The organism is Micromonospora parathelypteridis (assembly GCF_014201145.1).
In the GTDB taxonomy this organism is placed as follows: domain Bacteria; phylum Actinomycetota; class Actinomycetes; order Mycobacteriales; family Micromonosporaceae; genus Micromonospora; species Micromonospora parathelypteridis.
Genome location: NZ_JACHDP010000001.1, coordinates 4,618,347 through 4,641,683 on the forward strand (window position 1 = coordinate 4,618,347; position 23,337 = coordinate 4,641,683).

Sequence of the window (23,337 nt, forward strand, 5' to 3'; positions counted from 1 at the left end):
GGGAGCGGCGGCGGGCGGCTTGCGCGGCTCGCCTGAGAGTTGCCTGAAGCAACCGTATGCCTTGGTTGCCTAGAGCAACAACTTGTGTGGGCGGCGCCCTATTCCCTGCTCATGGGGCGTTACTGCCAGGAGTCGTTGAAGCGGCCGAGCAACCGCGCGAACTCCTCCACGTCCCGGTCCGGCCAGCCGTCCAGAGCGCGTACGAATTCGCCCAACCGGGCATACCTGGCCACATCGAACCGGCGCTGGCCCTCGTCGGTGAGGCTGATCTGGGCGGCCCGCCGGTCGCTCGGATCCGGGTCGCGGTGGACCAGGCCGAGCACCTCCAGTGCGTTGATCTGCCGGCTCAGCGTCCCCTTGCCCACACCGAGCCGCGACGCCAACTCGGTCAACCGGATCGACCCACTGCGGCGCAACCAGAGCAGCAGCCCGTAGGTGTTCGGCTCGAGAGTCGGGTGCACCTCTCGGGCGATTTCCCACGAAACCGCCCGCCCACGACGCAGCAGAGCGGTCAACTCGTGCTCGACTGCCCGGATCGGTTCCGGGAGGTGCTCGTCCACGGCGTAGAGACTACGGCGATGTTGCTCGATCGGCACCGGAGAGCCGGCGGTGCATCACCGGCCGTAGGTGACCGTCACTCGTCGTGCCCTCGATGGTCACCTCGGCCCCCCGACCCTGATGGGTCAGCGTGGCGACCGCATTGCCGAAGTAGGGGCCGGCCAGCTTGTGCCAGCGCACCCTGGGGCGGCGGACACCCGCCGAGCGGGCCAGCGCCCGGGTGGCCCCCGCCGGGCCGGACGACCAGCCCAACCGCATCAGCGGACGGATGCCGGCCGGCACCTGGTTGTGGATCGGCGAACAGGTGAGCTGATGCACGGGAGTGACCACCGCCGGGTCGAGGAACCGGGCCCGAGCCACGTACGAGTGGTGCACATCCCCGGAGAGCACACTGATCGACGCCGGCGGGGCGTACGCCGGACCGGCACCGACCCGTGCCCCGGACGGACTCGGGGTGCCGGTGCCGATGCGGGCGAAAGTCTCCGCGAGCGCCTCGAAGGAGCGTCGGAACGCCGCCCAGTGCTCCAGGTCCAGTGCGCGGCGCAGCTTCTCCGCCCCCTGTGCCACCCAGGGGCGACGCGATTCGGCCAGCTTCTCGTTCCACGCCTCGATGTGATGGATGCCCTGCGGGAGCAGCCAGGGCAGCGAAGCACCGACCACCAGGTGGTCGTAGACGCCGTGCGCCTGGTCGAGGAACCAGGACCACTCGCCGGGCGGCAGCATGGCCCGACTGCCCCCATCGAGCACCCGGCTGCACCGGTTGTCCAGCATGACCAACCGGGTCCGGCCCAGGTCCAGTGCGTAGCTCCACTGGTACTGCACCGCGCGCCAGCGATCGGTGTCGTGTGCCAGGTCCGACTCCTGATCGACCCGGTGCCCGAACTCGCGCAGCAAGCCGGTGGCGTCCTCGGCGGCGGCGACCTTGGCGAAGACCGGATCGGCGGCGATCTCGTCGGGGGAGAGGTTGCCCAGGTGCTGGTAGACCCAGTACGAGGCGAGCCCACTGCCGATCCGCTCCTGCCACCACGGCTGTTCACGCACCTCCGCACGCCACGCGGCCGAGGTGTTCCAGTCGTCGATGATCTCGTGGTCGTCGAAGATCATCACGCTCGGAACGGTGGAGAGCAGCCAGCGGATCTCCGGATCACGCCAGGACTCCAGGTAGAGCTTGGTGTACTCGTCGAAGCTCACCACCTGGTCGGACGGGGCGCCCTTCGGACGCCGCCGCCGGCGACGCAGCAACCGGCGCACCGTCGGCGAGGTGACGTCGGCGTAGACCTGGTCACCGAGCAGCACCAGCAGGTCGGGAAGCGGGTTCGATTCCGGGTCGGCCATCAACCGCCGGGCGTACGCGTCCAGGGCGTCCGGCGGCAGCTTCCGCGTGGTCGCGTGCTGGGTGGTCTCCCGACACGAGCCGAAGATCAGGCTGACCGGCTGGTCCCGGTCGTCGGCGGCCCGGGTGCGGATCACGCTCGGCGGGAAACCGGTGCTCGGCACCGGCCAGACCAACTCGTCGTCGACCAGCACCTCGTAGGTGGTCTCGCTGTCCGGAGTGAGCCCCTCCACCACCACGAGGGCGTAGTGGTGGTCGTACGCCGAGAAGGTGGGCGCGGTGCCGGTGGCGCCGCCTGCGGTGCGGACGGTGACCACGGCGGGCGCGGCCGTCTCCACCCAGACGGTGGCCCGGGTGTCCACCACTCGCCGCAGAAGTGGACCGATGAGGAGGTGTGCGGCGGACATGCGGCCGAGCCTACCGCCGGTTCCTGGCACCGACCGGGTGCGGTAGCTGAGACTCCGGGCACCGCCCGGGGTGCGGTGGCTGGGACGCCGCCGCCCGCATCTGACAGGATTCCGGCATGGCCGAATATCTCGTCCTCGCTCTGGTCCTGCTCGGTGTGCTGATCGCCGGCACAGTCGGGCTGGTCGTGCCGCGTTTGCGGCGGCGGCCCGAGCCTCCGCTGCCGCGCACCGAGGTCGACACCAGAGCTGAGGAAGATCTCGCCGGCCCGCCGGTCGAGGCACCGGAGTCGGATCTGTCCACCGGTGTCCTGGTCGAGCCGCCACCGGTGCTCGAGGCACCCGTGGAGGTGCCCGAGCCGACCGCCGGGCGGCTGGTCCGGCTCCGCTCGCGACTGTCCCGCTCGCAGAACGTCTTCGGCAAGGGCCTGCTCGGCCTGCTCGCCCGCGACCACCTCGACGAGGACGTCTGGGAGGAGATCGAGGACAGCCTGATCACCGCCGACGTCGGCGTCGACGCCACCCGCGACATCGTCGACCGGCTCCGCGAGCGCACCAAGGTGCTCGGCACCCGCTCGGCCGCCGAGCTGCGGGCACTGCTCGCCGCCGAATTGGTCAACGCGCTCGACCCGAGCCTGGACCGGTCGCTGCGGACCGCCCCGAAGGACGGCGTGCCGGCAGTGGTCCTGGTCGTCGGCGTCAACGGCGCCGGCAAGACCACCACCTGCGGCAAGATCGCCCGGGTGCTGGTGGCCGACGGCCGCAGCGTGCTGCTCGGCGCCGCGGACACCTTCCGGGCCGCCGCCGCCGACCAACTGGAGACCTGGGGCTCGCGCGTCGGCGCGGAGACCGTCCGTGGCCCCGAGGCCGCCGACCCCGCCAGCGTCGCCTTCGACGCGGTCAAGCGCGGCATCGACACCGGCGTGGACACCGTGCTCATCGACACCGCCGGCCGCCTGCAGAACAAGGTCGGCCTGATGGACGAGCTGGGCAAGGTCAAGCGCGTGGTGGAGAAGCAGGGCCCGATCGACGAGACACTGCTCATCCTGGACGCCACGACCGGGCAGAACGGCCTGGAGCAGGCCCGGGTCTTCACCGACGTGGTCAACGTGACAGGTGTGGTGCTGACCAAGCTCGACGGCACCGCCAAGGGCGGCATCGTGATCGCCGTCCAGCGCAAGCTCGGCATCCCCGTGAAGCTGGTCGGCCTCGGTGAAGGCAAGGACGACCTGGCCCCGTTCGACCCCGCGCAGTTCGTGGACGCGTTGCTGGGGACCGAGGCCACCGGACGGGACGCGTAGTCTCGGGTGACCAGTGACAACCGCGCCTACGCGGGCTGGCGCGAGCCCGGCCACCCTTCGCAGCGCCTCGGGAGACCGTACGTGACTTCGCAGGAGATCCCGCTGCACGGCGGCAACGTGAGCACCGTCGTCCGCGTGGGCGACACCGTGCGCCGCAACGCCGGGCCGTGGACACCGTCGGTGCACGCCCTGCTGCGGCACCTGGAGTACGTGGGTTTCACCGGCGCCCCACGAGCGCTCGGCATGGACGAGCGCAACCGTGAGGTCCTGTCGTACCTGGAGGGGGAGTGCGGAGAATATCCGCTCGCCCCGCACTGGGTGACCGACGAGGCGCTGGTCACCGTCGCCACCATGCTGCGGATGTTCCACGACGCGCAGTACGGCTTCACCCCGCCACCGGGGGCGGTGTGGCGTTCGTTCGGGCCCCCACCACCGGACACCGAGGTGATCTGCCACCACGACGCGGCTCCGCACAACGTGATCTGGCGACCGGACGGCACCCTCGGGCTGATCGACTTCGACCTCGCCTCGCCCGGAGCACGGATCTACGACGTGGCGTACGCGGCCTGGACCTGGGTGCCGATCTTCGCGGACCGGGACTCGATCACGCTGGGCTGGAAGCACCCGGACCGGCCGCGCCGGCTACGGCTCTTCGCCGACGCGTACGGGCTGATCCCCCGGGACCGGCACCGGCTGATCCGGACCATCCGCAAGCGGATCGTGGACCACGTCGAGGGGATCCGCCGCATGGCCGCCGCCGGTGAGCCGGCGTTCGTCCGGATCGTGCACAAGGGCCACCTGCGCCGGCCGATGCGCGATCTGCGGCTGCTCGACTACGAGCGGCACGCCCTGGAGAACGCCCTCCGCTGAGCGTCGACCCGGTCGATGCTCGGCCGGTCCGGTCAAGCGGACCGGTCAATGGGTGCGGCCGGTCAGTCATCGACGTCCGCCGTCCGGGTGATCCACCACCGTCCATGCCGCTGACTGTGCGGACTTCGTGACACGTACGAAACAACCCGTCACGAAACGGAAACCCGCACGGGACCTCGGGTGAAACAGCCGGCCGCGAAGCTTCCGCGCAACCGGCCAACGGGCGACGCTGCCCCGGAAAGCCGCGAAGGAGGACTTCACCTTTAGGAGGCCAGCGTGCCTGAAGCACCGACGATCGACGGCGCCAATACCACTTGGCTGCTGGTTTCGACCGCGCTCGTGCTGCTCATGACCCCCGGACTGGCGCTGTTCTACGGCGGCCTCAACCGGGCCAAGGGCGTACTCAACATGATGATGATGAGCTTCTCCGCTATCGGGCTCATCTCTATTCTGTGGTGGTTCTACGGATTCAGCGTCGCCTTCGGGACCGACGTGAACGGCTTCTGGGGCGACCCGGGCGCGTACCTCGGCACCAAGACCTTCCTCGCCGAGACCGACCTGTGGGGGGCCACGGCGGAGAACCCCAGCGGCATCGGGGTCCCGCTCTACGTGTTCATGGCCTTCCAGATGGTCTTCGCGGTCATCACCGTCGCTCTGATCAGCGGTGCCATCGCCGACCGGGCCAAGTTCGCCGGCTGGCTGCTGTTCGCCTTCGGCTGGGCCACCCTGGTCTACTTCCCGGTCGCCCACTGGGTGTGGGGCGGCGGCATCATCGGCGCCGACATCCACGCGCTGGACTTCGCCGGTGGCACCGCGGTGCACATCAACGCCGGTGCGGCGGCCCTGGCCGTGGCCCTGGTGCTCGGCAAGCGGCTCGGTTGGCCGCGCGAGGGCATGAAGCCGCACAACATCCCGCTGGTCGCGCTCGGTGCGGGTCTGCTGTGGTTCGGCTGGTTCGGGTTCAACGCCGGTTCGGAGCTGACCGTCGACTCGGTCGCCGGCCTCGCCTTCATCAACACCCAGCTCGCCACGGCGGCGGCGGTGCTCGGCTGGATCGCGGTCGAGTGGGTCAAGTCGCGTAAGCCGACCATGGTCGGTGCCTCGTCCGGCGCGGTCGCCGGCCTGGTCGCGATCACCCCGGCCTGTGGCTTCATCGCCCCCTGGGCGTCCGTCCTGCTCGGCATCGTCGCCGGGGTCGTGTGTGCGCTCGCCGTCAGCCTCAAGTACAAGCTCGGCTACGACGACTCGCTCGACGTGGTCGGTGTGCACTTCGTCGGTGGCTGGATCGGCTCGCTCTGGCTCGGTCTCTTCGCCACCAACTCGGTCAACGCCGCGATCACCGACGTGGTGGGTGCCTCCGACGGTCTCTTCTACGGGGGCGGCGTCACCCAGCTCGGGCGGCAGGCCCTCGCCGGTCTGATCGTCTCCGTCTGGTCGTTCGGCATCGCCTGGGTGCTCGCCTTCGTCATCGAGAAGACGATCGGCTTCCGCGTGAAGGCCGAGGCCGAGGTCGAGGGCATCGACATCGGCGAGCACGCCGAGAGCAGCTACGACCTGTCCCCGGCCGGTGGCGGCACGGGCAGCGCGTTCGCGATGGCCGGCATCGGCACCCCCGGTGGCGGCACGACGAACGCCGCGAAGCCGGAAGCGGAGCCCGCCGAGCCGGTCAGCGAAAAGGTCGCCGGTTAACGTTCCTGGGATGGAGGGGTTGGACATGAAGCTGGTGACCGCGGTCATCAAGCCGTACCAACTGGACGCGGTGAAGGAGGCCCTGCACGCCCTCGGGGTGGCCGGGCTGACCGTCAGCGAGGTTCAGGGGTACGGGCGGCAGAAGGGGCACACCGAGGTCTACCGGGGTGCCGAGTACACGGTCGAGTTCCTGCCCAAGATCCGGGTCGAGGTGCTCACCGACGAGATCGACGTCGACAAGGTCGTGGACGCCATCGTCGGGGCAGCACGGACGGGCAAGATCGGCGACGGCAAGGTCTGGGTCACCGGTGTCGAAGAGGTCGTCCGGGTTCGTACCGGCGAACGCGGCCTCGACGCACTCTGACCTGGACCACGACCGACATGACCTCGTTGATCAAGAAGAACGCGTCAGGGCACGCCGGCGACGGCGACGCGAACTTCTTGATCAACGAGGTCGTCGGCGTTCCCGGGGGGATCGGCGAGGCGGCTCGGCTGGCACGGGCGGCGGCGTACGACGACTTCCTGCGGGGGTTGCTACCCGCTCAGGACGGGGTGGCACTGATCGCCGTAGGGGGGTTGGGCCGGCGGCAATGCTCCCCGTACAGCGACCTCGACCTGGTGTTGCTGCACGCCGGGGTGCCCGGCACGGACGAGTTGGCCGCCTCGATCTGGTATCCGATCTGGGACGCGGGCCTGCGGCTCGACCATTCGGTACGTACCGTCGCCGAGGCCCTCTCGGTCGCCCAGGACGACGTCAAGGTCGCCCTCGGGCTGCTCGACGCCCGGCTGATCGTGGGCGACCAGGCGCTGGCCGACGCGTTGATCCGCACCGCTTCCGACCATTGGCGGCGCACCGCCGTACGTCACCTCCCCGGCCTGCGGGAGGTCACGGCCGCCCGCTGGCAGGCCCACGGTGAGCTGGCGTTCCTGCTGGAGGGCGACCTGAAGGAGGCCGCCGGTGGCCTGCGCGACGTGGGTCTGCTGCGGGCGATCGCCACCGCCGGCATCACCGACGCGCTGCGCCCGGCCGTGCGCGCCGCCCACCTGCGCCTGCTGGACACCCGGGACGCCCTGCACCAGCAGGTCGGCCGACGGGTCGACCGGCTGGTCGCCCAGGAACGCGACGGAGTGGCTCGGCTCCTCGACCTGGACGACGGCGACGCCCTCCTGCGCCGGGTCGCCGGTGATGCCCGCACGGTCAGCCACGCTCTGGACGACGCCTTCCGTGCCGCCGAGCGGCTGCGCTCCGGCCGGTCCCGAGGCGGCAACGGTCGCCCGGCGCGCCGCCCGGTGGCCCGCGACGTGGTCGAGCACGACGGCGAGCTGGTGCTGGCCCGGACGGCGATCGGGGCACGTCCCGACCCGAGCCTCTCGCTGCGGGTGGCCGCCGCGGCGGCCACGACCCGACTCCCGATCGCCCGGGCCACCTGTGAGTGGCTGGCGGCCTACTGCCCGCCGCTGCCCGCGCCCTGGCCGGCTGAGGCCCGGGCCGCGCTGACCACCCTGCTCGGCGCCGGGCCCGGCCTGGTGCCGGCCTGGGAGACCTGCGATCGGTACGGGCTGGTCGACGGCTGGCTGCCCGAGTGGACCCGGCTGCGCAGCCTGCCCCAGCACAACCCGGTGCACCGCTACACCCTCGACCGGCACCTCGTGCAGGCAGCTCACGAGGCCAGCCGGCACGCCCGCGAAGTGGAACGCCCCGACCTGCTGCTCCTCGGTGCGCTCCTGCACGACATCGGCAAGGGCCTCGCCGGTGATCACAGCACCGTCGGTGTGCCACTGGCCCAGGCGGTGGCGACCCGGATCGGTCTGCCACCCGGTGAAGTCGCGCTGATCGGCGCGCTGGTCCGGTTGCACCTGCTGCTGCCCGACGTGGCCACCCGCCGGGACCTGGCCGACCCGGTCACCATCGCCTCGGTGGCCGAGGCGGTCGGCGACACCGGCACCCTCGACCTGCTGCACGCGCTGGTCCGTGCCGACGCGGCGGCGACCGGTCCGGCGGCCTGGTCGGACTGGAAGGGCCGGCTCGTCGCCGAGCTGGTCGCCCGGGTCCGCACCGCCCTGGACACCGGCGTGCTGCCCGAGCCCCCGGCTCCGGACCCGGCTCTGCTGGCCGGGCCACTGCCAGTCGTCCACCTGACCGGGGACCGGGTGTCGGTCGCCGCGGCCGACCGGCGGGGCCTGCTCGCCACGGTTGCCGGCTGCCTCGCCCTGCACCGGCTGGAAGTGATCTCCGCGGACGCGTCCGTGGTCGACGGCCGTGCCCTGGTCGAGTGCCGGGTGCAACCCCGCTACGGCCTGCCGCCGGATCCGGTGTCGCTCCGCGCCGACCTGCGCCGGGCGGTCGGCGGTGACGTGTCGGTGACCCAGCGGCTGCGCGGCCGTGCGCTCGCCGCTCGCGGCGGCGGCGCTGCTCCCCGGGTCGTCTGGCACCGCGAGGCGGCCACCGACGCGGTGCTGCTGGAGTTGCGCGCGGCCGACGCCGCCGGGTTGCTCTACCGCGTCACCTGCGCGCTCGACGACGCGGGCGCCCTGGTCCGGGCGGCCCGCATCTCCACTCTCGGCGCGGACGTGGTGGACGCCTTCTACCTCGTCGGCGGCTGGCCGGACGACGAAGCCCGAGCACGCCTCGAAGCCACAGTCCTCGCCGCCGTCTAACCCCCCCCACCCCCCCCGCGCCCCGCGCCCACGCCCCTCACCCCGCCCGCACTCCCGCGTCGATCTTGCACTTTGTGTCCCCGCAAACTGCGCAAAGAACGCATAGCGGCGACACAAAGTGCAAGATCGCGGGGGCGAGGGGCGGCGGGGACGGGGCGGGCGGGTACGTCTGGGGGCGTAGGGGCGGTGTCGCTTGTGGGCGCACGTCGCGGGGCGTTGGCGCGGGCAGAATGACGGCCATGCGACGAGGCGGGCAGTGGCGGTGGCCGGGGGTGGCGGCGGATGCCGCGCTCGCTCTGGTGCTGCTCGCGTTCGGGTTGCTCGCCACCGGTCTGGCCGGGGACAACCAGCCGGGGTCGCGGCCGGTGGACGCCGCCTGCCGGGTGCTGATCGCCGTCGCCGCGCTCGCTCTGCTGGTCCGGCGGCGTGCTCCGGTCGTCACCCTCGCCGTGGTCACCGTGGCCACGTCGGCGTACCTGGTGCTCGGGTACCCGTACGGGCCGATCCTGCTCGCGTTCCTGATCGCGGTGTACACCGTCGCCGTGCGGCTGCCGGTGGCCCCGGCGGCCCGCGCCGCCGCCGGGGCGTTCGTGCTGTTGTTGGCGCACGTCTTCTTCTCCCGTGGCCCGGCCCCCGGATGGACGGGAGTGCTGCCCGCTTCGGCCTGGGTGGTCGTACCGTTCGCGGTGGGGGTGGTGGTGCGGGTCAACCGCGAGGCTGCCGCGCGTGAGCGTGCCGACCAGGCCCGCAGCCGCGCCGAGGAGGCGCGACGGCAGGCCGACGAGGAGCGGTTGCGCATCGCGCAGGAGGTGCACGACGTGGTGGGGCACGGGCTTGCCGCGATCAGCATGCAGGCGGAGATCGCCCTGCACCTGCTGCCGAAGCGGCCGGAGCAGGCGGAGACCGCGCTCACCGCGATCAGCCGGACCAGCCGGGAGGCGCTGGACGAACTCCGGGTCACCCTGGGGGCGGTACGGCAGGGCGCGGAGCGTGGGCCGGTGCCCGGCCTGGCCCGGCTCGCGGCGTTGCGGGAGCGGCTCGCCGGGGCCGGTCTCGCCGTCGAGCTGCGCGTGGTCGGCGACCCTCGGGAGCTGCCGGCGGCGGTGGACCTGGCCGCGTACCGGGTGGTGCAGGAGGCGTTGACGAACGTGCTGCGGCACGCTGGGGTCTCCGACGCGGAGGTGACCGTCGACTATCGGGCCGACGAGCTGACCGTCGAGGTCACCGACCGGGGCACCGGCGCGGCCAGCGATGGGATCGATCTGGCCGCTGACGGCGTCGGCGGGCACGGTCTGGCCGGGATGCGGGAGCGGGTCGTGGCGCTGGGCGGGCGGTTGACCACCGGGCCGCGTACCGGTGGCGGGTTCCGGGTCCACGCCCGGCTGCCCGTGGGGTCGACCACGTGATCCGGGTGCTGATCGCCGACGACCAGGACCTGGTCCGGCTCGGTCTGCGCGCGCTGGTGGAGAGCGAGGACGACCTGGCGCTGGCCGGCGAGGCGGCCGACGGGCTGCGGGCGGTCGAGCTGGCGCGTCGGGAACGGCCGGACGTGGTGCTGATGGACATCCGGATGCCCGGCATCGACGGCATCGAGGCGACCCGGCGAATCGTCGCGGACCCTGACCTGACCGGTACGCGGGTGGTGGTGCTGACCACCTTCGAGCTGGACGAGTACGTCTTCGACGCGCTGCGGCACGGTGCGAGCGGGTTCCTCACCAAGGACACCCGACCGGCTGAGCTGCTACGCGCGATCCGGTTGGTCGCCGAGGGGGAGGCGCTGCTGTCGCCGTCGGTGACCCGACGGGTGGTGCGGGAGTTCGCCACCCGGCCGTCCCGGGTGCTTCGTCCGCACCCCCGGCTGGACGCGCTCACCGACCGGGAGCGCCAGGTCGTCGGCCTGGTCGGTGAGGGCCTGAACAACGAGGAGATCGCCGTACGGCTGGTGGTCAGCCCGGCGACCGCGCGGACCCACGTCAGCCGGGCGATGGGCAAGCTGGGAGCCCGGGACCGGGCCCAGCTCGTCGTCTTCGCGTACCAGTCGGGGTTGGTGTCGGAGTGACGGCCCCGGCGGGCCGGGCCGGGCGACAGCGGCCCCGCGGCCGGGCGGCTACCCTAGCGGTGGCCGGACTCCGCAGTGCCGGCCGCGTTGTGCCCGCCGGAACACTGACAAACGGGATGTTCGCGTGTTTGACACCTTGAGTGACCGCCTGTCCGGGATCTTCACCAAGCTCCGCGGCAAGGGGCGGCTCACCGACGCCGACATCGACGCCACCGCGCGCGAGATCCGCCTCGCGCTGCTGGAGGCGGACGTCGCGCTGCCGGTGGTCAAGGGCTTCATCGCGGCCGTCAAGGAGCGTGCCCGCAGCTCCGAGGTCTCCCAGGCGCTGAACCCGGCCCAGCAGATCATCAAGATCGTCAACGAAGAGCTGATCAACGTGCTCGGCGGCGAGGGGCGACGGCTCCAGTTCGCCAAGCAGCCGCCGACGGTGATCATGCTGGCCGGCCTCCAGGGTTCCGGTAAGACGACGCTGGCCGGCAAGCTGGCCCGCTGGCTCAAGGGCCAGGGGCACCAGCCGCTGCTCGTCGCCGCCGACCTCCAGCGCCCCAACGCCGTCGGGCAACTCCAGGTGCTCGGTGGTCGGGCCGGCGTCGAGGTGTACGCCCCGGAGCCCGGCAACGGCACCGGTGACCCGGTGCAGGTGGCCCGCGCGTCGATCGAGCACGCGAAGCGGGCGGCCCGTGACATCGTCATCGTCGACACCGCCGGCCGGCTCGGCATCGACGCCGAGATGATGCAGCAGGCCGCCGACATCCGCGACGCGGTCCAGCCGGACGAGGTCATCTTCGTCATCGACGCGATGGTCGGTCAGGATGCCGTCCGCACCGCCGAGGCGTTCCGCGACGGCGTCGGCATCACCGGTGTGGTCCTCTCCAAGCTCGACGGCGACGCCCGTGGTGGTGCCGCGCTGTCGGTGCGTGAGGTGACCGGGCAGCCGATCCTGTTCGCCTCCACCGGTGAGAAGTTGGAGGACTTCGACGTCTTCCACCCCGACCGGATGGCCAGCCGGATCCTCGGCATGGGCGACGTCCTCACTCTGATCGAGCAGGCCGAGCAGGCCTTCGACTCCGATCAGAAGGAGAAGATGACCGCCAAGCTGATGGGCGGTGAGCAGTTCACCCTGGATGACTTCCTCGACCAGCTCATCGCGGTGCGGCGGATGGGCCCGATCGCCAACGTGCTGGCCATGATGCCCGGCATGGGGCAGATGAAGGACCAGCTCTCCGAGTTGGACGACAGCCACTTCGACCGGGTCACCGCGATCATCCGATCGATGACCCCGGGCGAGCGAACCAATCCGAAGATCATCAACGGGTCCCGCCGGGCGCGCATCGCCAACGGCTCCGGGGTCACCGTGATGGACGTCAACCAACTGCTCAACCGCTTCGCCGACGCGCAGAAGATGATGAAGCAGATGGGCGGCATGATGGGCCTGCCCGGCGGTGGCCGGCGCAAGGCGACCAAGTCGCCGAAGAACAAGCGCAAGGGCACCAAGGGCGGCGGTCGTCCGCGTACCGGGGCGGGCGCCGGAATGCCGGGCGGCTTCCCCGGCGGCATGCCGCAGCTCCCGCCGGGCATGGACCCGAACGACCTCGCCGGTGGCCAGGGCCTGCCGCCCGGCTTCAAGCTTCCGAAGATCGACTTCAACAAGCTCGGCAAGGGCGGCGACAACCGCCCCCGCTGACGCTTGACGGTGGCGGCGTCGCCGACGACGAGGTGATCGGGTAGGACTGTGCGCATGGCTCTTCATGTGCGCGGTGTGCTGCTCCCCGACGACGAGGTCCGGGATCTCTGGCTGGTCGGCGACCGGGTGACCTTCACCCCGGTGCCCGGGGCGGAGACGGTCGTCGACGGCGGTTTCGTCCTGCCCGGGCTGGTCGACGCGCACTGCCACATCGGCATCGCCCGTGGCGGCGCCCCGATCACCTCCCTCGACCAGGCCCGCGAGTTGGCCCACGTCGACCGGGACGCCGGGGTCCTGGCGATCCGCGACGCCGGCTCGCCGTACCCGTACCCCGAACTGGACGACGAGCCGGACCTGCCGCGACTGGCCCGCGCGGGCCGGCACGTCGCGCCGCCGAAGCGCTACCTGCGCGACATCGGGGTGGAGGTCGGCGCGGCCGAGGTGGCCGCGACGGTGGCCGCGCAGGCGCGGGCCGGCAACGGCTGGGTGAAGTTGGTCGGCGACTGGATCGACCGGGGCGTGGGCGACCTCGCGCCGGCCTGGGACGCGGACACCCTCACCGCGGCGGTGCGGGCCGCGCACGACGCCGGGGTACGCGCCGCGGTGCACACCTTCTCTGAGTCGGCCGTCGAGATCATGGTGCGGGCCGGGGTGGACTCGGTGGAGCACGGCACCGGGCTGAGCCTCGACCTGATCGACGAGATGGCCCGCCAGGGCACCGCGCTGATCCCCACGATGATCAATATCGCGACCTTCGGGGGCATCGCCGAGCAGGCGCGGGCCAAGTTCCCCGGGTACGCCGAGCACATGCTCGCGCTGCGCGACAACTTCCCCGAGGTGGTGCGTGCCGCCCACGAGGCGGGTGTGCCGATCTACGTGGGCACCGACGCCGGTGGTGGCATCGACCACGGCCTGGCCGCCGAGGAGATGCTGCTGTTGCACGAGCAGGCCGGCATGGCGCCGATCGACGTGCTCGCCGCCGCGTCCTGGGGTGCCCGGGAGTGGCTCGGCTTCCCCGGCCTCGTCGAGGGCGGCCTCGCCGACCTGACCGTCTACCCCGAGGACCCCCGCCGCGACCTGCGCGTCGTCCGCGCCCCCGCCCGCACGATCCTGCGCGGCAACGTGATCCGCTGACCCGTCCCCGTCCCCGCCTCCGTCCCCGTCCCTGCCCCCGTCCCCGTCCCCGTCCCCGCCTGCCTGCTGAACCCGCTGCGGGCGGCAAGATCGCGCTCGATCCAGGAAGTAGTGGCCTCGGCGTTGTGGGATGCCACTACATCCATGATCGAGCGCGATCTTGCCGCCGGCGCGACCGGCGCGACCGGTACGTCGGGTGGGGTCAGCGGGTGGGGTGGGTCGCGGCGGCGAAGAGGCGTACGGCGAGGTCGGCGAGGGCCTCGGCGGTCTGCTCGATCGGGGTGCGGGGGAGCACGATGTGGCTCACCACCAGGCGGACGACGGTGTCGGCGGCGAAGGTCAGCGCGGCCCGGTCCGCCCCCGGCAGGTGGTCGTCGGCCCACTCGATGAGTGCGCCGGACGCCTCGGTGAGCACCACCTCGGCCCGGGTGGTGAGGTATGGGAGTAGCTCGTCCGAGCCGCCGCGAGCGCTGGTCAGGATCGCCTTGACCAGCGGATTGTCGGCAGCCGTGGCGAGGGTGTGCGCGATGGCCGCGTACGCGCCGGCCCGCACGTCGGAGCCGTGCGCGTCGAGCGCGGCACGGACGTCGCCGACGAACCGGTCCACCTCGGCGCGGGCGAGCGCCTCGGCCAGCCCCGCCTTGCTGCCGAACTCGTTGTAGACGGTCTGCCGGCTCACCCCGGCCGTGGTGGCCACCCCGCCCATCCGGACCGCGTCCCACCCGGCGGCGATGGTCCGCGCGCGGGCCGCGTCCACGATCGTGTCCCGCAGTCGCTGGCGCGGCGAGTCCGTCGGCGTAGTCATGGTGGTCGAATTCTACTGGCGGGCCACCGCCCAGCCCAGCGCGGCCACGGCGGCCGACAGCCCGGCGGCACGCCGTGGGCGGCACGCCGGGCGGCGAGCGGCACGCCGAGGGGCCGGCGGCACGCCGAGGGGCCGGCGGCACGACGAGGGGCCGGCGGCACGACGAGGGGCCGGCGGCACGCCGAGGGGCCGGCGGCACGCCGAGGGGCCGGCGGCACGCCGAGGGGCCGGCGGCACGCCGAGGGGCCGGCGGCACGACGAGTGGGCGGCGCAGCGCGCGAGCGGTCCGCGAGACACGACGGCGACTCCCGGGCGCGGTGGCCGTCCGCGTGCCGCATAGGATGTGCGGTCATGGCACGCGTGCTCACTCCCCGTGCGGAGGATTTCCCCCGCTGGTACCAGGACCTGATCGCCAAGGCGAAGCTGGCCGACAACGGCCCGGTCCGCGGCACCATGGTCATCCGACCGGCCGGCTACGCCATCTGGGAGCGTATGCAGGCCGAGATGGACGCCCGGATCAAGGCGGCGGGCGCGGAGAACGCGTACTTCCCGCTCTTCATCCCGGAGAGCTACCTCAAGCGTGAGGCCCAGCACGTCGAGGGCTTCTCGCCGGAGCTGGCGGTCGTCACCCACGGTGGTGGCAAGCCGCTCGCCGAGCCGGTGGTGGTGCGCCCGACCAGTGAGACGGTCATCGGCGAGTTCATGGCCAAGTGGATCGACTCGTACCGGGATCTGCCGCTGCTGCTCAACCAGTGGGCCAACGTGGTCCGGTGGGAGCTGCGCCCGCGGATCTTCCTGCGTACCAGCGAGTTCCTCTGGCAGGAGGGGCACACCGCGCATGCCACCCGCGAGGACGCCCGGGCGTACGCGCGGCGGATCCTGCACGAGGCGTACGAGGACCTGATGGTCAACGTGATCGGCATTCCGGTCGTGGTGGGCCTGAAGACGACGCGCGAGCGGTTTGCCGGCGCGACCGCCACGTACACCTGCGAAGGCATGATGGGCGACGGCAAGGCGCTGCAACTGGGCACCAGCCACGAGCTGGGCCAGAACTTCGCCAAGGCGTTCGACATCAGCTACTCCTCCAAGGAGGGCGGCCGGGAGCACGCCTGGACCACCTCCTGGGGCACGTCGACCCGGATGCTCGGTGGCCTGATCATGGCGCACGGCGACGACAACGGTCTGCGCGTGCCGCCGAAGCTGGCGCCGATCCAGGCGTACGTCATGGTGGTCAAGGACGGCGACGGCGTGGGCGAGGCGGCGGCCAAGCTGCGCGACGGCCTGCGCGACGCCGGTGTCCGGGTCGCGCTCGACGACCGGACCGACACCCCGTTCGGCCGCCGGGCCGTCGACGCCGAGCTGCGCGGCTATCCGGTACGCGTCGAGGTGGGCCCCCGTGATTTGGCCGCCGGCAACGCGGTCGTGGTGCGGCGGACGGACGGCTCGAAGTCCCCGACGCCGGTGGCCGACGTGGTCGGCGCGGTGTTGGCCGCCCTGGAGACCGACCAGCAGGTGCTGCACGACCAGGCGCTGGCCAACCGCGAGTCGCGCACGGTCGAGGTGGCGACCCTCGCCGAGGCGATCGAGGCCGCCGCGACCGGCTGGGCCCGGGTGCCGTGGTCGGCGGTCGGCGTGGCCGGCGAGGCCGAGGCGAACGGTCAGGGCGTCACGGTGCGCTGCCTGCTGCGTGCCGACGGCTCGGTGCCGGACTCCGAGGACGAGCCCGACCTGATCGCCATCCTCGCCCGCGCCTACTGAGGTGCGGCCGGGCAACCCTGTCGACCGGTTCGCGCCCGGTCGGCTGATCATGCATCGAAACGTGCGGCACGGTCGGATCGGGTGGGTTCGGCCGGCCCGTGTGGTCAGTGACGACGATCGAGGGTTGCTGGTGTGGATCGCCCGGGATTCGCCGGTGGCACACGAGGTGACCGAGGCGGGGCTGGGGATGCGGTCGATGCCGTTCGCCCAGTGGATCTCGTCGACGTACCGGCTGGCGGAGGGCCACTGGAACGGCCCGCCGCTGCTGAAGTTCCTGCCCACCGGCGCGGCCCACTCGGTCTGGTGGTTCCGTGACGCCCAGGGGCGCTTCCTGAGCTGGTACGTCAACCTGGAGGAGCCGGGCGTCCGGTGGGACGACGGCTCGGTGGCCGGGGTGGACGTGGTGGACCAGGACCTGGACGTGGTCGTCCACCCGGACCTCAGTTGGCAGTGGAAGGACGAGGAGGAGTTCGTCGAGCGGCTGGCCTTCGGTGCCGACTACTGGGTGACCGACGAGGCCGCGGTACGCGCCGAAGGCAAGCGGGTGATCGGCCTCGCCGAGGCGGGCGTCTTTCCGTTCGACGGCACCTGGTGTGACTACACCCCGCCGCCGAACTGGGGCGTACCGGATGGGCTGCCTGCCGGCTGGGACCGCCCACCAGTTCGCTGACCTGCATCGATTACCCTGTGTCATCCTGCAGACATAGAGGGTGTGCGAGCGGTGTGTCGGCCTAGGGTTTCAGGCAACGACACCCCCAGTGGTGGGAGGCCCGATGGCCGACCAGATCAACACCTTCTCCGACCTGCAGGCCCGCGCCGGCGTGATCCTCGCCCGGCTGAATGCCGCTCCCGCCGTCGCGATCGCGGCAGCCACGAATCCGCTGCTGGCCGTCGAGCACCTCGGCTACGAGTTCAACCCCGAGACCCGTACCGGCATCGGTGACCGCATCCGGCTCGGACCGGCCGCCGCCGAGAAGCTCGCCGACCTGCGTACGACGATCGCCCGGTTGGTCGACCGCCAGGTCGACCCCGACGACGGCCCCGCCGTCCGCCGTCTCCTGACCGACCTGGGCGTGTTGCCGTGCTCGGACGGCGATGAACCGGACACCGACCCGCCGCGCTGGCAGCCCGGCGGTGCCGGCCCCGACCCGCTGGAACCGTTCCGGGACCGGCACCCGGTGATGGAACCGCTGTTGGAGTACCGGAGGATCTCCGCCCGCCGGCCGAGGTTCGCGCCCCCGCAGGCCTTCGCCGCGATCCTCAGCGGCGCGGTGACCACACCGTTGACGGCCGCGAACGGCCGGCTCCAGTCGCCGGAACCCGACACCAACCCCCGCTGACCATCGGGCGGCCCGTCGCGCGGCGACGGCCCCCGAGCATGTCCTGACGTCCGGTCCGGCATCCGGCCGTCCACACCCTCCGGCCTCCACCACATCGGCCCCGAAGGGGGACCAATGGCCGACACCCATGGCTTCGAGGTCGTCGTCGAGGCGACTTCGCCCGTTCTCCGCAAGGCCCTGCAGGGTGCCTGGAAGTCGGCCGAGTGCGGCGACACCAGCACCGACGAGGGACGCATTCCGCAATACCTGCCGGTCCCGGCCGGCCTCGGCATCGGCGGGTTCACCACGGCCGGTGGCCAGGTGGAGATCCCCCGCGACCAGCTCGACGCCACCCCACGACCCGACATCGACGGCTGCGAACTCACCTTCGGCCTGGTCATCCAGGTGACCGTCGCCGACCCGCCGGTGCCATCCGCGCAACTGCTGGACCTCACCGCCACCGCGCACGCCGCCGTGCCGATCGGGGTGCTGCCCGACTCGAAGAACGTGGGGCTGCGCTTTGACGGCCTGCCCCGCAGCGCGGTCACCGCGACCCTGACCAGCGGCGACCCTCTCGCCCCGAAACTCGTCCAGATCCTCGGGGAGTACATCCACTTCGCGTACGAGAACGGCGGCCCCGGGGGCGTGCTGCATCCCGGGATCCCGGCGATCCCGCACGAGCAGGACGACACCGGGCTGGTGCTGGGCCTCGGCGTCGGCAGTTACACCCTCGACACCCACCTGGAGATCTACGACGACCAGGCTGATCCCGCCCACCGGATCGACGTCAGTCAGCCGGATCCGGGGCACGTCCTCATCAGCATGCCGATCTACCTGCGGATGTTCCACATCGTCGGCAGTGGTGCGGCACCCGCGCTGGCCGACCCGATGGCTGTGGAGACGCGGCTCGCCATCACGGTGCCGCTGGAGACCCCGCCGGGGGCGTACACGTTGCGCTTCGACACCGCGACCGTGGTGGCGGGGGCGATCAACCCGGCGCCCGGCATCGAGGGCACCCACTTCACCACCAACAACGCCACCCTCTTCGGGTTCCTCGACAACGCGCTGCAAGCCCAGCTCAACCAGCAGGGGGCGGCGCTGGTGCACGGCTTCGGGTCGCAGAGCGTCGTGGTGCCCACCGTGGCGCAGATCGAGACGGCCATCGGCGACCTGCTCTTCGACGACCTGGCCGCCCGGGGCTTCCTTGCCCTGTGGACGCCGGAGGTCGGTGGCGAGGTGTTCGAGGCCGACAACGTCGCCACCCGGGTCTTCGCCGACCTGCTGGTGATCGCGATCAACGCCGGCGAGGGCGCCGACATCGGGGCGATGACCAACGTCGTACCGGCCGGGCGGGACTTCGCCATCCTGCTCGACGGGACGATCGTGCAGGAGAACATCGACTCCGCCCGGGTCACCAACGGTTGGGCGGACAGCGACCTGCCGCGCCGTGTCGACCAGGGCGACGACAAGGCGGACGTCCGCGAGCTGGACGTCGTACTCCGCGAGGGGTCGATCCGGATGACCGGGGAGTTGACCGTCATCGACGCGATCCTCGGCAGCATCGACGTCGACGCCAGCTTCCGGGCCGACGTGGGACTGCACTGGACCCCGAGCGGCGACCTCAACCCCGACGGCGTCCAGCGGATGGACAACCACCTGATCGGCGAACCGGACGTCGACCCCGAGGAGTCGGTCCTGTTCTGGGTCATCGCCGTCATCCTGGCGATCATCAGCTTCGGTGCCGGGAGCATCCTGATCGGGATCATCATCATCGTGGTCGCCGCGGTGGTCACGGCCGTGGTCAACAACATCGGCGGATCGCGCCTCGTCGACCCGATCACCGGAGCGGTCAGCGGCATCACCGGCTGGCCGCCCGAGCTGGCCCGGATCGGGCGGGTCAGGGCCGTCTTCTTCGACCCGATCGTGATCAACGCCGACGGCCTCGTCCTCGCCGGTGACCTGGAGGTGCTCAGCTCCTGTGAGAGCACCGAGGTACTCGCCGCCCGCAGCAGCGGACCGTACACCGGGACGGCCCAGTCGGCCCTGCTGTTGGCCGCCGGGCACACCAGCGCGGCGGCCGGCTACACCTGGCTGACCGGCGACGGCACGGCACCCGCCGCCACCGAGAACGTCAACCACGTCTACGCCGCCAGCGGCGCCTACCTGGCGGCGCACTCGTTGACGATCAACCAGCCCGGCGGCGCCACCAGCCGCCACTTCGCGTTGGTGTACGTCGCCAACGTGCCGCCCACTGTCGACGCCGGCCCGGACCTCACCGTCGACGAGGGCGAGATGGTCACACTCGTCGGCCGGTTCAGCGACGTCGAGTACGCCGACACCCACGAGACCACCTGGAACTTCGGCGACGCCCAACCCACCGAGCCGGGCACGGTCGTGGAGACCAACACCCCGCCCCGGGCCGAGGGCACCAGCACCGTCCAGCACGCCTGGTGCGACAACGGTGTGTACGAGGTGACCCTGCGGGTCCGGGACCAGAACGGTGGGATGGCGACCGACACCAGGACCGTGACGGTGCGCAACGTCCCGCCCGTGGTCGACGCCGGCCCCGATCTGTTCACCTACCCCTGCACGGTCCTCACCCTCACCGCCCGGTTCACCGATCCCGGTTGGTGCGACACGCACACCGCCGTCTGGGACTTCGGCGACTGCACCCCGCCGCTTCCGGCCGTGGTCACCGAGACGCACGAGCCGCCGGCGGGCCGGGGGACCGCCGTGCTGTCCCACCGCTATCCGGACTGCGGCACGTTCCTGACCCGGTGCACGGTGGTCGACGACGACGGTGGGACCGGGTTCGACGAGTTGGTGGTCCGGGCCATCGACGTGGTCAACCGGCACTTCGAGGACGGGTTCGCCCAGCGCACCACCGGACAGGTCGCCAACGGCTGGGAGCCGTACGTGCTGGCCGGCTCGGCGGCCGGCGGCACCGGCCAACACGTCGCCAGCAACTTCGTGGTGCACGGTGGTCGCCGGGCCCAGGGGCTCGTGCCAGGTCCGCAGCAGCGGGTCGGCGTCCGGCAGCAGATCGGGGCCAACCCGGGCTGGGCCTACCAGCTCACCGCCTGGTACGACCTCGACCAGGCCGAGCCCGCGACGGCTCGGCTCGGCGTCGACCCCACCGGCGGCACCGACCCGACCTCCGCCGCCGTCGTCTGGACCGACGGCACGAGCGCCCAGCGGTGGAGCCCGCTGACGGTACGCGTCGCCGCCCAGGCCGCCGCGGTGACCGTCTTCCTGGAGGCCGCCGCCGGCGGGGGTGAACCCCGAAGGGGCGGCGGACGGGTGTGGTTCGACGACGTGGACCTGCTGGCGGCGCAGCCGTACTGCCCGCCGGAGCAGCCGCCGCCAAGGCCGCGCGACTGCCTCGACTTCGCCGGCCGTCAGCCCGGCACGCAGTACCCGGCGGAGTGGACCGACCACGAGTTCCTCATCCGTTCCCTGGACGGCGCCGGCCGGGTCGTCGTCGCGGTCGGGCTACCGACCGGCGGCGCGGCCCTCCAACTCGGCGCCGGCGTCCAGGTCGAACTGCCCCACCCGGCGGACCGGGTCGTCGTCACCCTGGCCAACCAGGGCGGCAAACCGGTCGAGCTGACCGCGCTCGACGACGACGGTACGCAGCTCGACCGCGTCGACGTGCCGGCGAACTCGCCACCGGGCCCGGCGACGGTGACTCTCGTCGGCCCCGGCATCGTCGCCGTCCGGATCGTCGGACGGTCGGCGGAAGGGCTGCTGGTCCGGCTCTGTGCCGAGTACGACGACGACACCGAGCCCGGCGACAACTCCGCTGACGACCACGGCGACCCCACGTCGCACCCCGCTCCGATCGACCCCGGTGTCACCGGTCCGACGCGTCGGACCGACCCGCCGCTCCGTGGTGGCTGCTGTGGTTGAACCTGACTCGCTCGACGCCGTCCGTGCCGTGCTGGCCGCGCACCGGGCCGACCTCACCCGACGGTTCGCCGCCGTCGGCACCGGCATCGGCCGGCCCGACCCGTCCGGCCCGTATGTCATCACCGTCTACGTCACCAACCCCGTGTTGGTGGCCCTCACCAGCGAGCGCGTCGACGGTGTCGCGCTGCGCTTCGTGCTCACCGGGCCGTTCGAGGCCCGCCGAACCTGATCCATCACCCCGTTGCACCGGCAGGAGGCGGCCATGTCCAATCCGAACGACGACAGCTACGTCAAGGCCCGGGCGTTGGCTCGGGCAGCCCGTCAAGGACCACTGGCCGGGCTGCTCGGCGACCCGAACGTCAGCGGGCTCGCCTACGGCCGACGGGAGGTCAGCGGCCGCCGCACGGACGAGCCGGCCCTGGTCGTGTACGTGGTGCGCAAGGTGCCGAGGCAGTTCCTGCCCACCACCCGGCTGCTGCCGCGGCGGGTCTACTTCGGGCCCGACTTCGTCGAGGTCGACGTGGTGGAGACCGGACCGTTCTTCGCCCAGGAGTTCACCGCCCGGGAACGTCCGGCACCCAACGGGGTGAGCGTCGCGCACATCGACGTCACGGCCGGCACGCTTGGCGCGCTGGTCACCGACAACACCGACGGTTCGCTCTGCATCCTGAGCAACAACCACGTGCTGGCGAATTCCAACGCCGGGGCGATCGGCGACGCGATCGTGCAGCCCGGCTCGTACGACGGCGGCACCGCGCCGGCCGACACCATCGCCACGCTCAAGCGATTCGTCATGATCAACCCGGCGGGCAACCGGGTGGACTGCGCGATCGGCCAGGTCGCCCAGCCCAACGACGTGATCGACCGGGTCAAGGACGACATCTTCCCGGTGGCCAGCAGCGACCATCCGGCGATCGGTCTGCTCTTCGCCGGCTCGTGCAACCGGACTTTGATCAATCCCATCGACGAGGTGCTGCGCCAACTCGACGTGACCTTCCTGAGCGGCGCGGGTGCGATCGCCGGCGTCGACATCGGCAGCAACGTGGAGAAGGTCGGCCGGACCACGGAGTACACCACCTCCACGGTGACCGAGCTGGATGTCAGCGCGAGCATCGACTACGGCCCCGGCGTCGGCGTGGCCACCTTCGAGGGCCAGATCGCCACGGCCCACCTGTCCGAGGGTGGCGACTCCGGGTCGGTGGTCTACCTGGGCGGCGAGGGTGGCAACGAGAGCGCCTGCGGCTGCGCCTCCAGCAGCGCCGCCCGCCGGGTCCTGGACCGTGACGTCGACCTCGACGTGGCGGTCGAGAAGGAGTTCCGGCAGCGCTACCTGCAGCAGACCAGGGTCGGCCGGTTCGCTGTCGACACCTACTTCGCCAACGAGGACGCGCTGGTGGCCCGGGCCCGTGCGTCGAAGCTCTCCGACGCCGATCGGCGGCACCTGCAGAAGCTCTACGACACCTACGCCGAGACGGCCCGTGCGGCACTGCTCCAGCCGCAGCGGTCCGAGGCGACGCTCACGACCGAGCACCTCGACGAGGCCCGCAAGACGCTGCGCCGCTTCGCGGACCGGATGACCGCCGAGGAGGTCTCCGCCGCCGAGGAGGTGCTGGCGCTGGCGAACGACGCCGTCGGTCGTACTCCGGTGGAGATCCTGCGGATGCTCGACGACGAGCAACTGCTGCACAAGGCGCAGGAACTTGTCGAGCGGGTGCCGACGCTGTGTGCTCCGGGCAGTGGCCGGCGGGGCGACGGTGGTTGTGGCTGCGGTGGCGGTGGGAGCGGTGGTGACCCCGGCCAACCGGCGGCTGAGAAGCCCACCAAGCCCAAGCCGAAGCCGAAGCGGAAGCGGTGAC

18 protein-coding genes are annotated in these 23,337 nt (G+C 72.0%); 15 read left to right on the forward strand and 3 right to left on the reverse strand.

Translation table 11 applies throughout. The annotated features are described in order from the left end of the window. Nucleotides 1–119 precede the first annotated feature (119 nt). Together HNR20_RS20835 and HNR20_RS20840 are read right to left on the reverse strand one after the other, a co-directional pair. Complete coding sequence (locus HNR20_RS20835) at nucleotides 120–560, reverse strand: MarR family winged helix-turn-helix transcriptional regulator (RefSeq protein WP_184182349.1); 441 nt, start codon at nucleotides 558–560, stop codon at nucleotides 120–122. A 10-nt stretch (nucleotides 561–570) separates the two neighbouring features. Then, entirely contained in the window at nucleotides 571–2,298 is a 1,728-nt protein-coding gene (locus HNR20_RS20840) for an alkaline phosphatase D family protein (protein WP_184182351.1), read from the reverse strand. 116 nt (nucleotides 2,299–2,414) lie between these two features. On the opposite strand from HNR20_RS20840, the gene ftsY reads away from it, so the two are divergent. The 9 genes from ftsY (at nucleotide 2,415) to HNR20_RS20885 (ending at nucleotide 13,690) form a co-directional block, all read left to right on the forward strand. Beyond that, complete coding sequence (gene ftsY, locus HNR20_RS20845; protein WP_184182353.1) at nucleotides 2,415–3,596, forward strand: signal recognition particle-docking protein FtsY; 1,182 nt, start codon at nucleotides 2,415–2,417, stop codon at nucleotides 3,594–3,596. 6 nt (nucleotides 3,597–3,602) lie between these two features. After that, a complete protein-coding gene (locus tag HNR20_RS20850) occupies nucleotides 3,603–4,466 on the forward strand; it encodes a phosphotransferase (protein WP_184182355.1) in 864 nt (287 codons plus the stop codon). Between the two features lie 276 nt (nucleotides 4,467–4,742). Next, nucleotides 4,743–6,155 carry an ammonium transporter gene (locus HNR20_RS20855; RefSeq protein ID WP_184182357.1) on the forward strand — a complete coding sequence of 471 codons (1,413 nt, stop codon included), beginning with the start codon at nucleotides 4,743–4,745 and terminating at the stop codon, nucleotides 6,153–6,155. Between the two features lie 25 nt (nucleotides 6,156–6,180). After that, on the forward strand, nucleotides 6,181–6,519 hold the full coding sequence (locus HNR20_RS20860; RefSeq protein WP_172862163.1) for a P-II family nitrogen regulator: 339 nt from the start codon (nucleotides 6,181–6,183) through the stop codon (nucleotides 6,517–6,519). Between the two features lie 17 nt (nucleotides 6,520–6,536). Then, nucleotides 6,537–8,813, forward strand: a complete 2,277-nt coding sequence (locus HNR20_RS20865; protein WP_184182359.1) for a [protein-PII] uridylyltransferase — start codon at nucleotides 6,537–6,539, stop codon at nucleotides 8,811–8,813. A gap of 239 nt (nucleotides 8,814–9,052) precedes the next feature. Further along, nucleotides 9,053–10,219, forward strand: coding sequence for a sensor histidine kinase (locus HNR20_RS20870; RefSeq protein ID WP_229687458.1), 1,167 nt, complete (start codon nucleotides 9,053–9,055; stop codon nucleotides 10,217–10,219). After that, entirely contained in the window at nucleotides 10,216–10,872 is a 657-nt protein-coding gene (locus HNR20_RS20875; RefSeq protein ID WP_110562440.1) for a response regulator transcription factor, read from the forward strand. Before HNR20_RS20870 ends, HNR20_RS20875 begins: the two co-directional genes overlap by 4 nt. 124 nt (nucleotides 10,873–10,996) lie before the next feature. Next, nucleotides 10,997–12,556: a signal recognition particle protein gene (ffh, locus tag HNR20_RS20880; RefSeq protein ID WP_184182363.1), complete on the forward strand. Its 1,560-nt coding sequence runs from the start codon at nucleotides 10,997–10,999 to the stop codon at nucleotides 12,554–12,556. Nucleotides 12,557–12,610: 54 nt separating this feature from the next. Continuing rightward, entirely contained in the window at nucleotides 12,611–13,690 is a 1,080-nt protein-coding gene (locus HNR20_RS20885) for an amidohydrolase family protein (RefSeq protein WP_184182373.1), read from the forward strand. Nucleotides 13,691–13,892: 202 nt separating this feature from the next. Here the strand turns inward: HNR20_RS20885 and HNR20_RS20890 are convergent, their stop codons facing one another. Continuing rightward, complete coding sequence (locus HNR20_RS20890; RefSeq protein ID WP_184182375.1) at nucleotides 13,893–14,495, reverse strand: TetR/AcrR family transcriptional regulator; 603 nt, start codon at nucleotides 14,493–14,495, stop codon at nucleotides 13,893–13,895. A gap of 351 nt (nucleotides 14,496–14,846) precedes the next feature. On the opposite strand from HNR20_RS20890, the gene proS reads away from it, so the two are divergent. From proS to HNR20_RS20920, 6 genes are all read left to right on the forward strand, one after another. Next, nucleotides 14,847–16,253, forward strand: coding sequence for a proline--tRNA ligase (proS, locus tag HNR20_RS20895; protein ID WP_184182377.1), 1,407 nt, complete (start codon nucleotides 14,847–14,849; stop codon nucleotides 16,251–16,253). A gap of 49 nt (nucleotides 16,254–16,302) precedes the next feature. Further along, nucleotides 16,303–16,923 (forward strand): ribonuclease FAU-1 family protein, encoded by a 621-nt coding sequence (locus HNR20_RS20900; protein WP_184182379.1) that lies wholly within the window; start codon nucleotides 16,303–16,305, stop codon nucleotides 16,921–16,923. Nucleotides 16,924–17,026: 103 nt separating this feature from the next. Further along, nucleotides 17,027–17,593, forward strand: a complete 567-nt coding sequence (locus tag HNR20_RS20905; protein ID WP_184182381.1) for a hypothetical protein — start codon at nucleotides 17,027–17,029, stop codon at nucleotides 17,591–17,593. A 114-nt stretch (nucleotides 17,594–17,707) separates the two neighbouring features. Further along, nucleotides 17,708–21,481 carry a PKD domain-containing protein gene (locus tag HNR20_RS20910; protein ID WP_184182383.1) on the forward strand — a complete coding sequence of 1,258 codons (3,774 nt, stop codon included), beginning with the start codon at nucleotides 17,708–17,710 and terminating at the stop codon, nucleotides 21,479–21,481. Continuing rightward, on the forward strand, nucleotides 21,474–21,710 hold the full coding sequence (locus HNR20_RS20915) for a hypothetical protein (protein ID WP_229687459.1): 237 nt from the start codon (nucleotides 21,474–21,476) through the stop codon (nucleotides 21,708–21,710). The genes HNR20_RS20910 and HNR20_RS20915 overlap by 8 nt, the downstream gene beginning before the upstream one ends. 33 nt (nucleotides 21,711–21,743) lie before the next feature. Further along, entirely contained in the window at nucleotides 21,744–23,336 is a 1,593-nt protein-coding gene (locus HNR20_RS20920) for a hypothetical protein (RefSeq protein WP_184182387.1), read from the forward strand. Nucleotide 23,337: the final 1 nt, after the last annotated feature.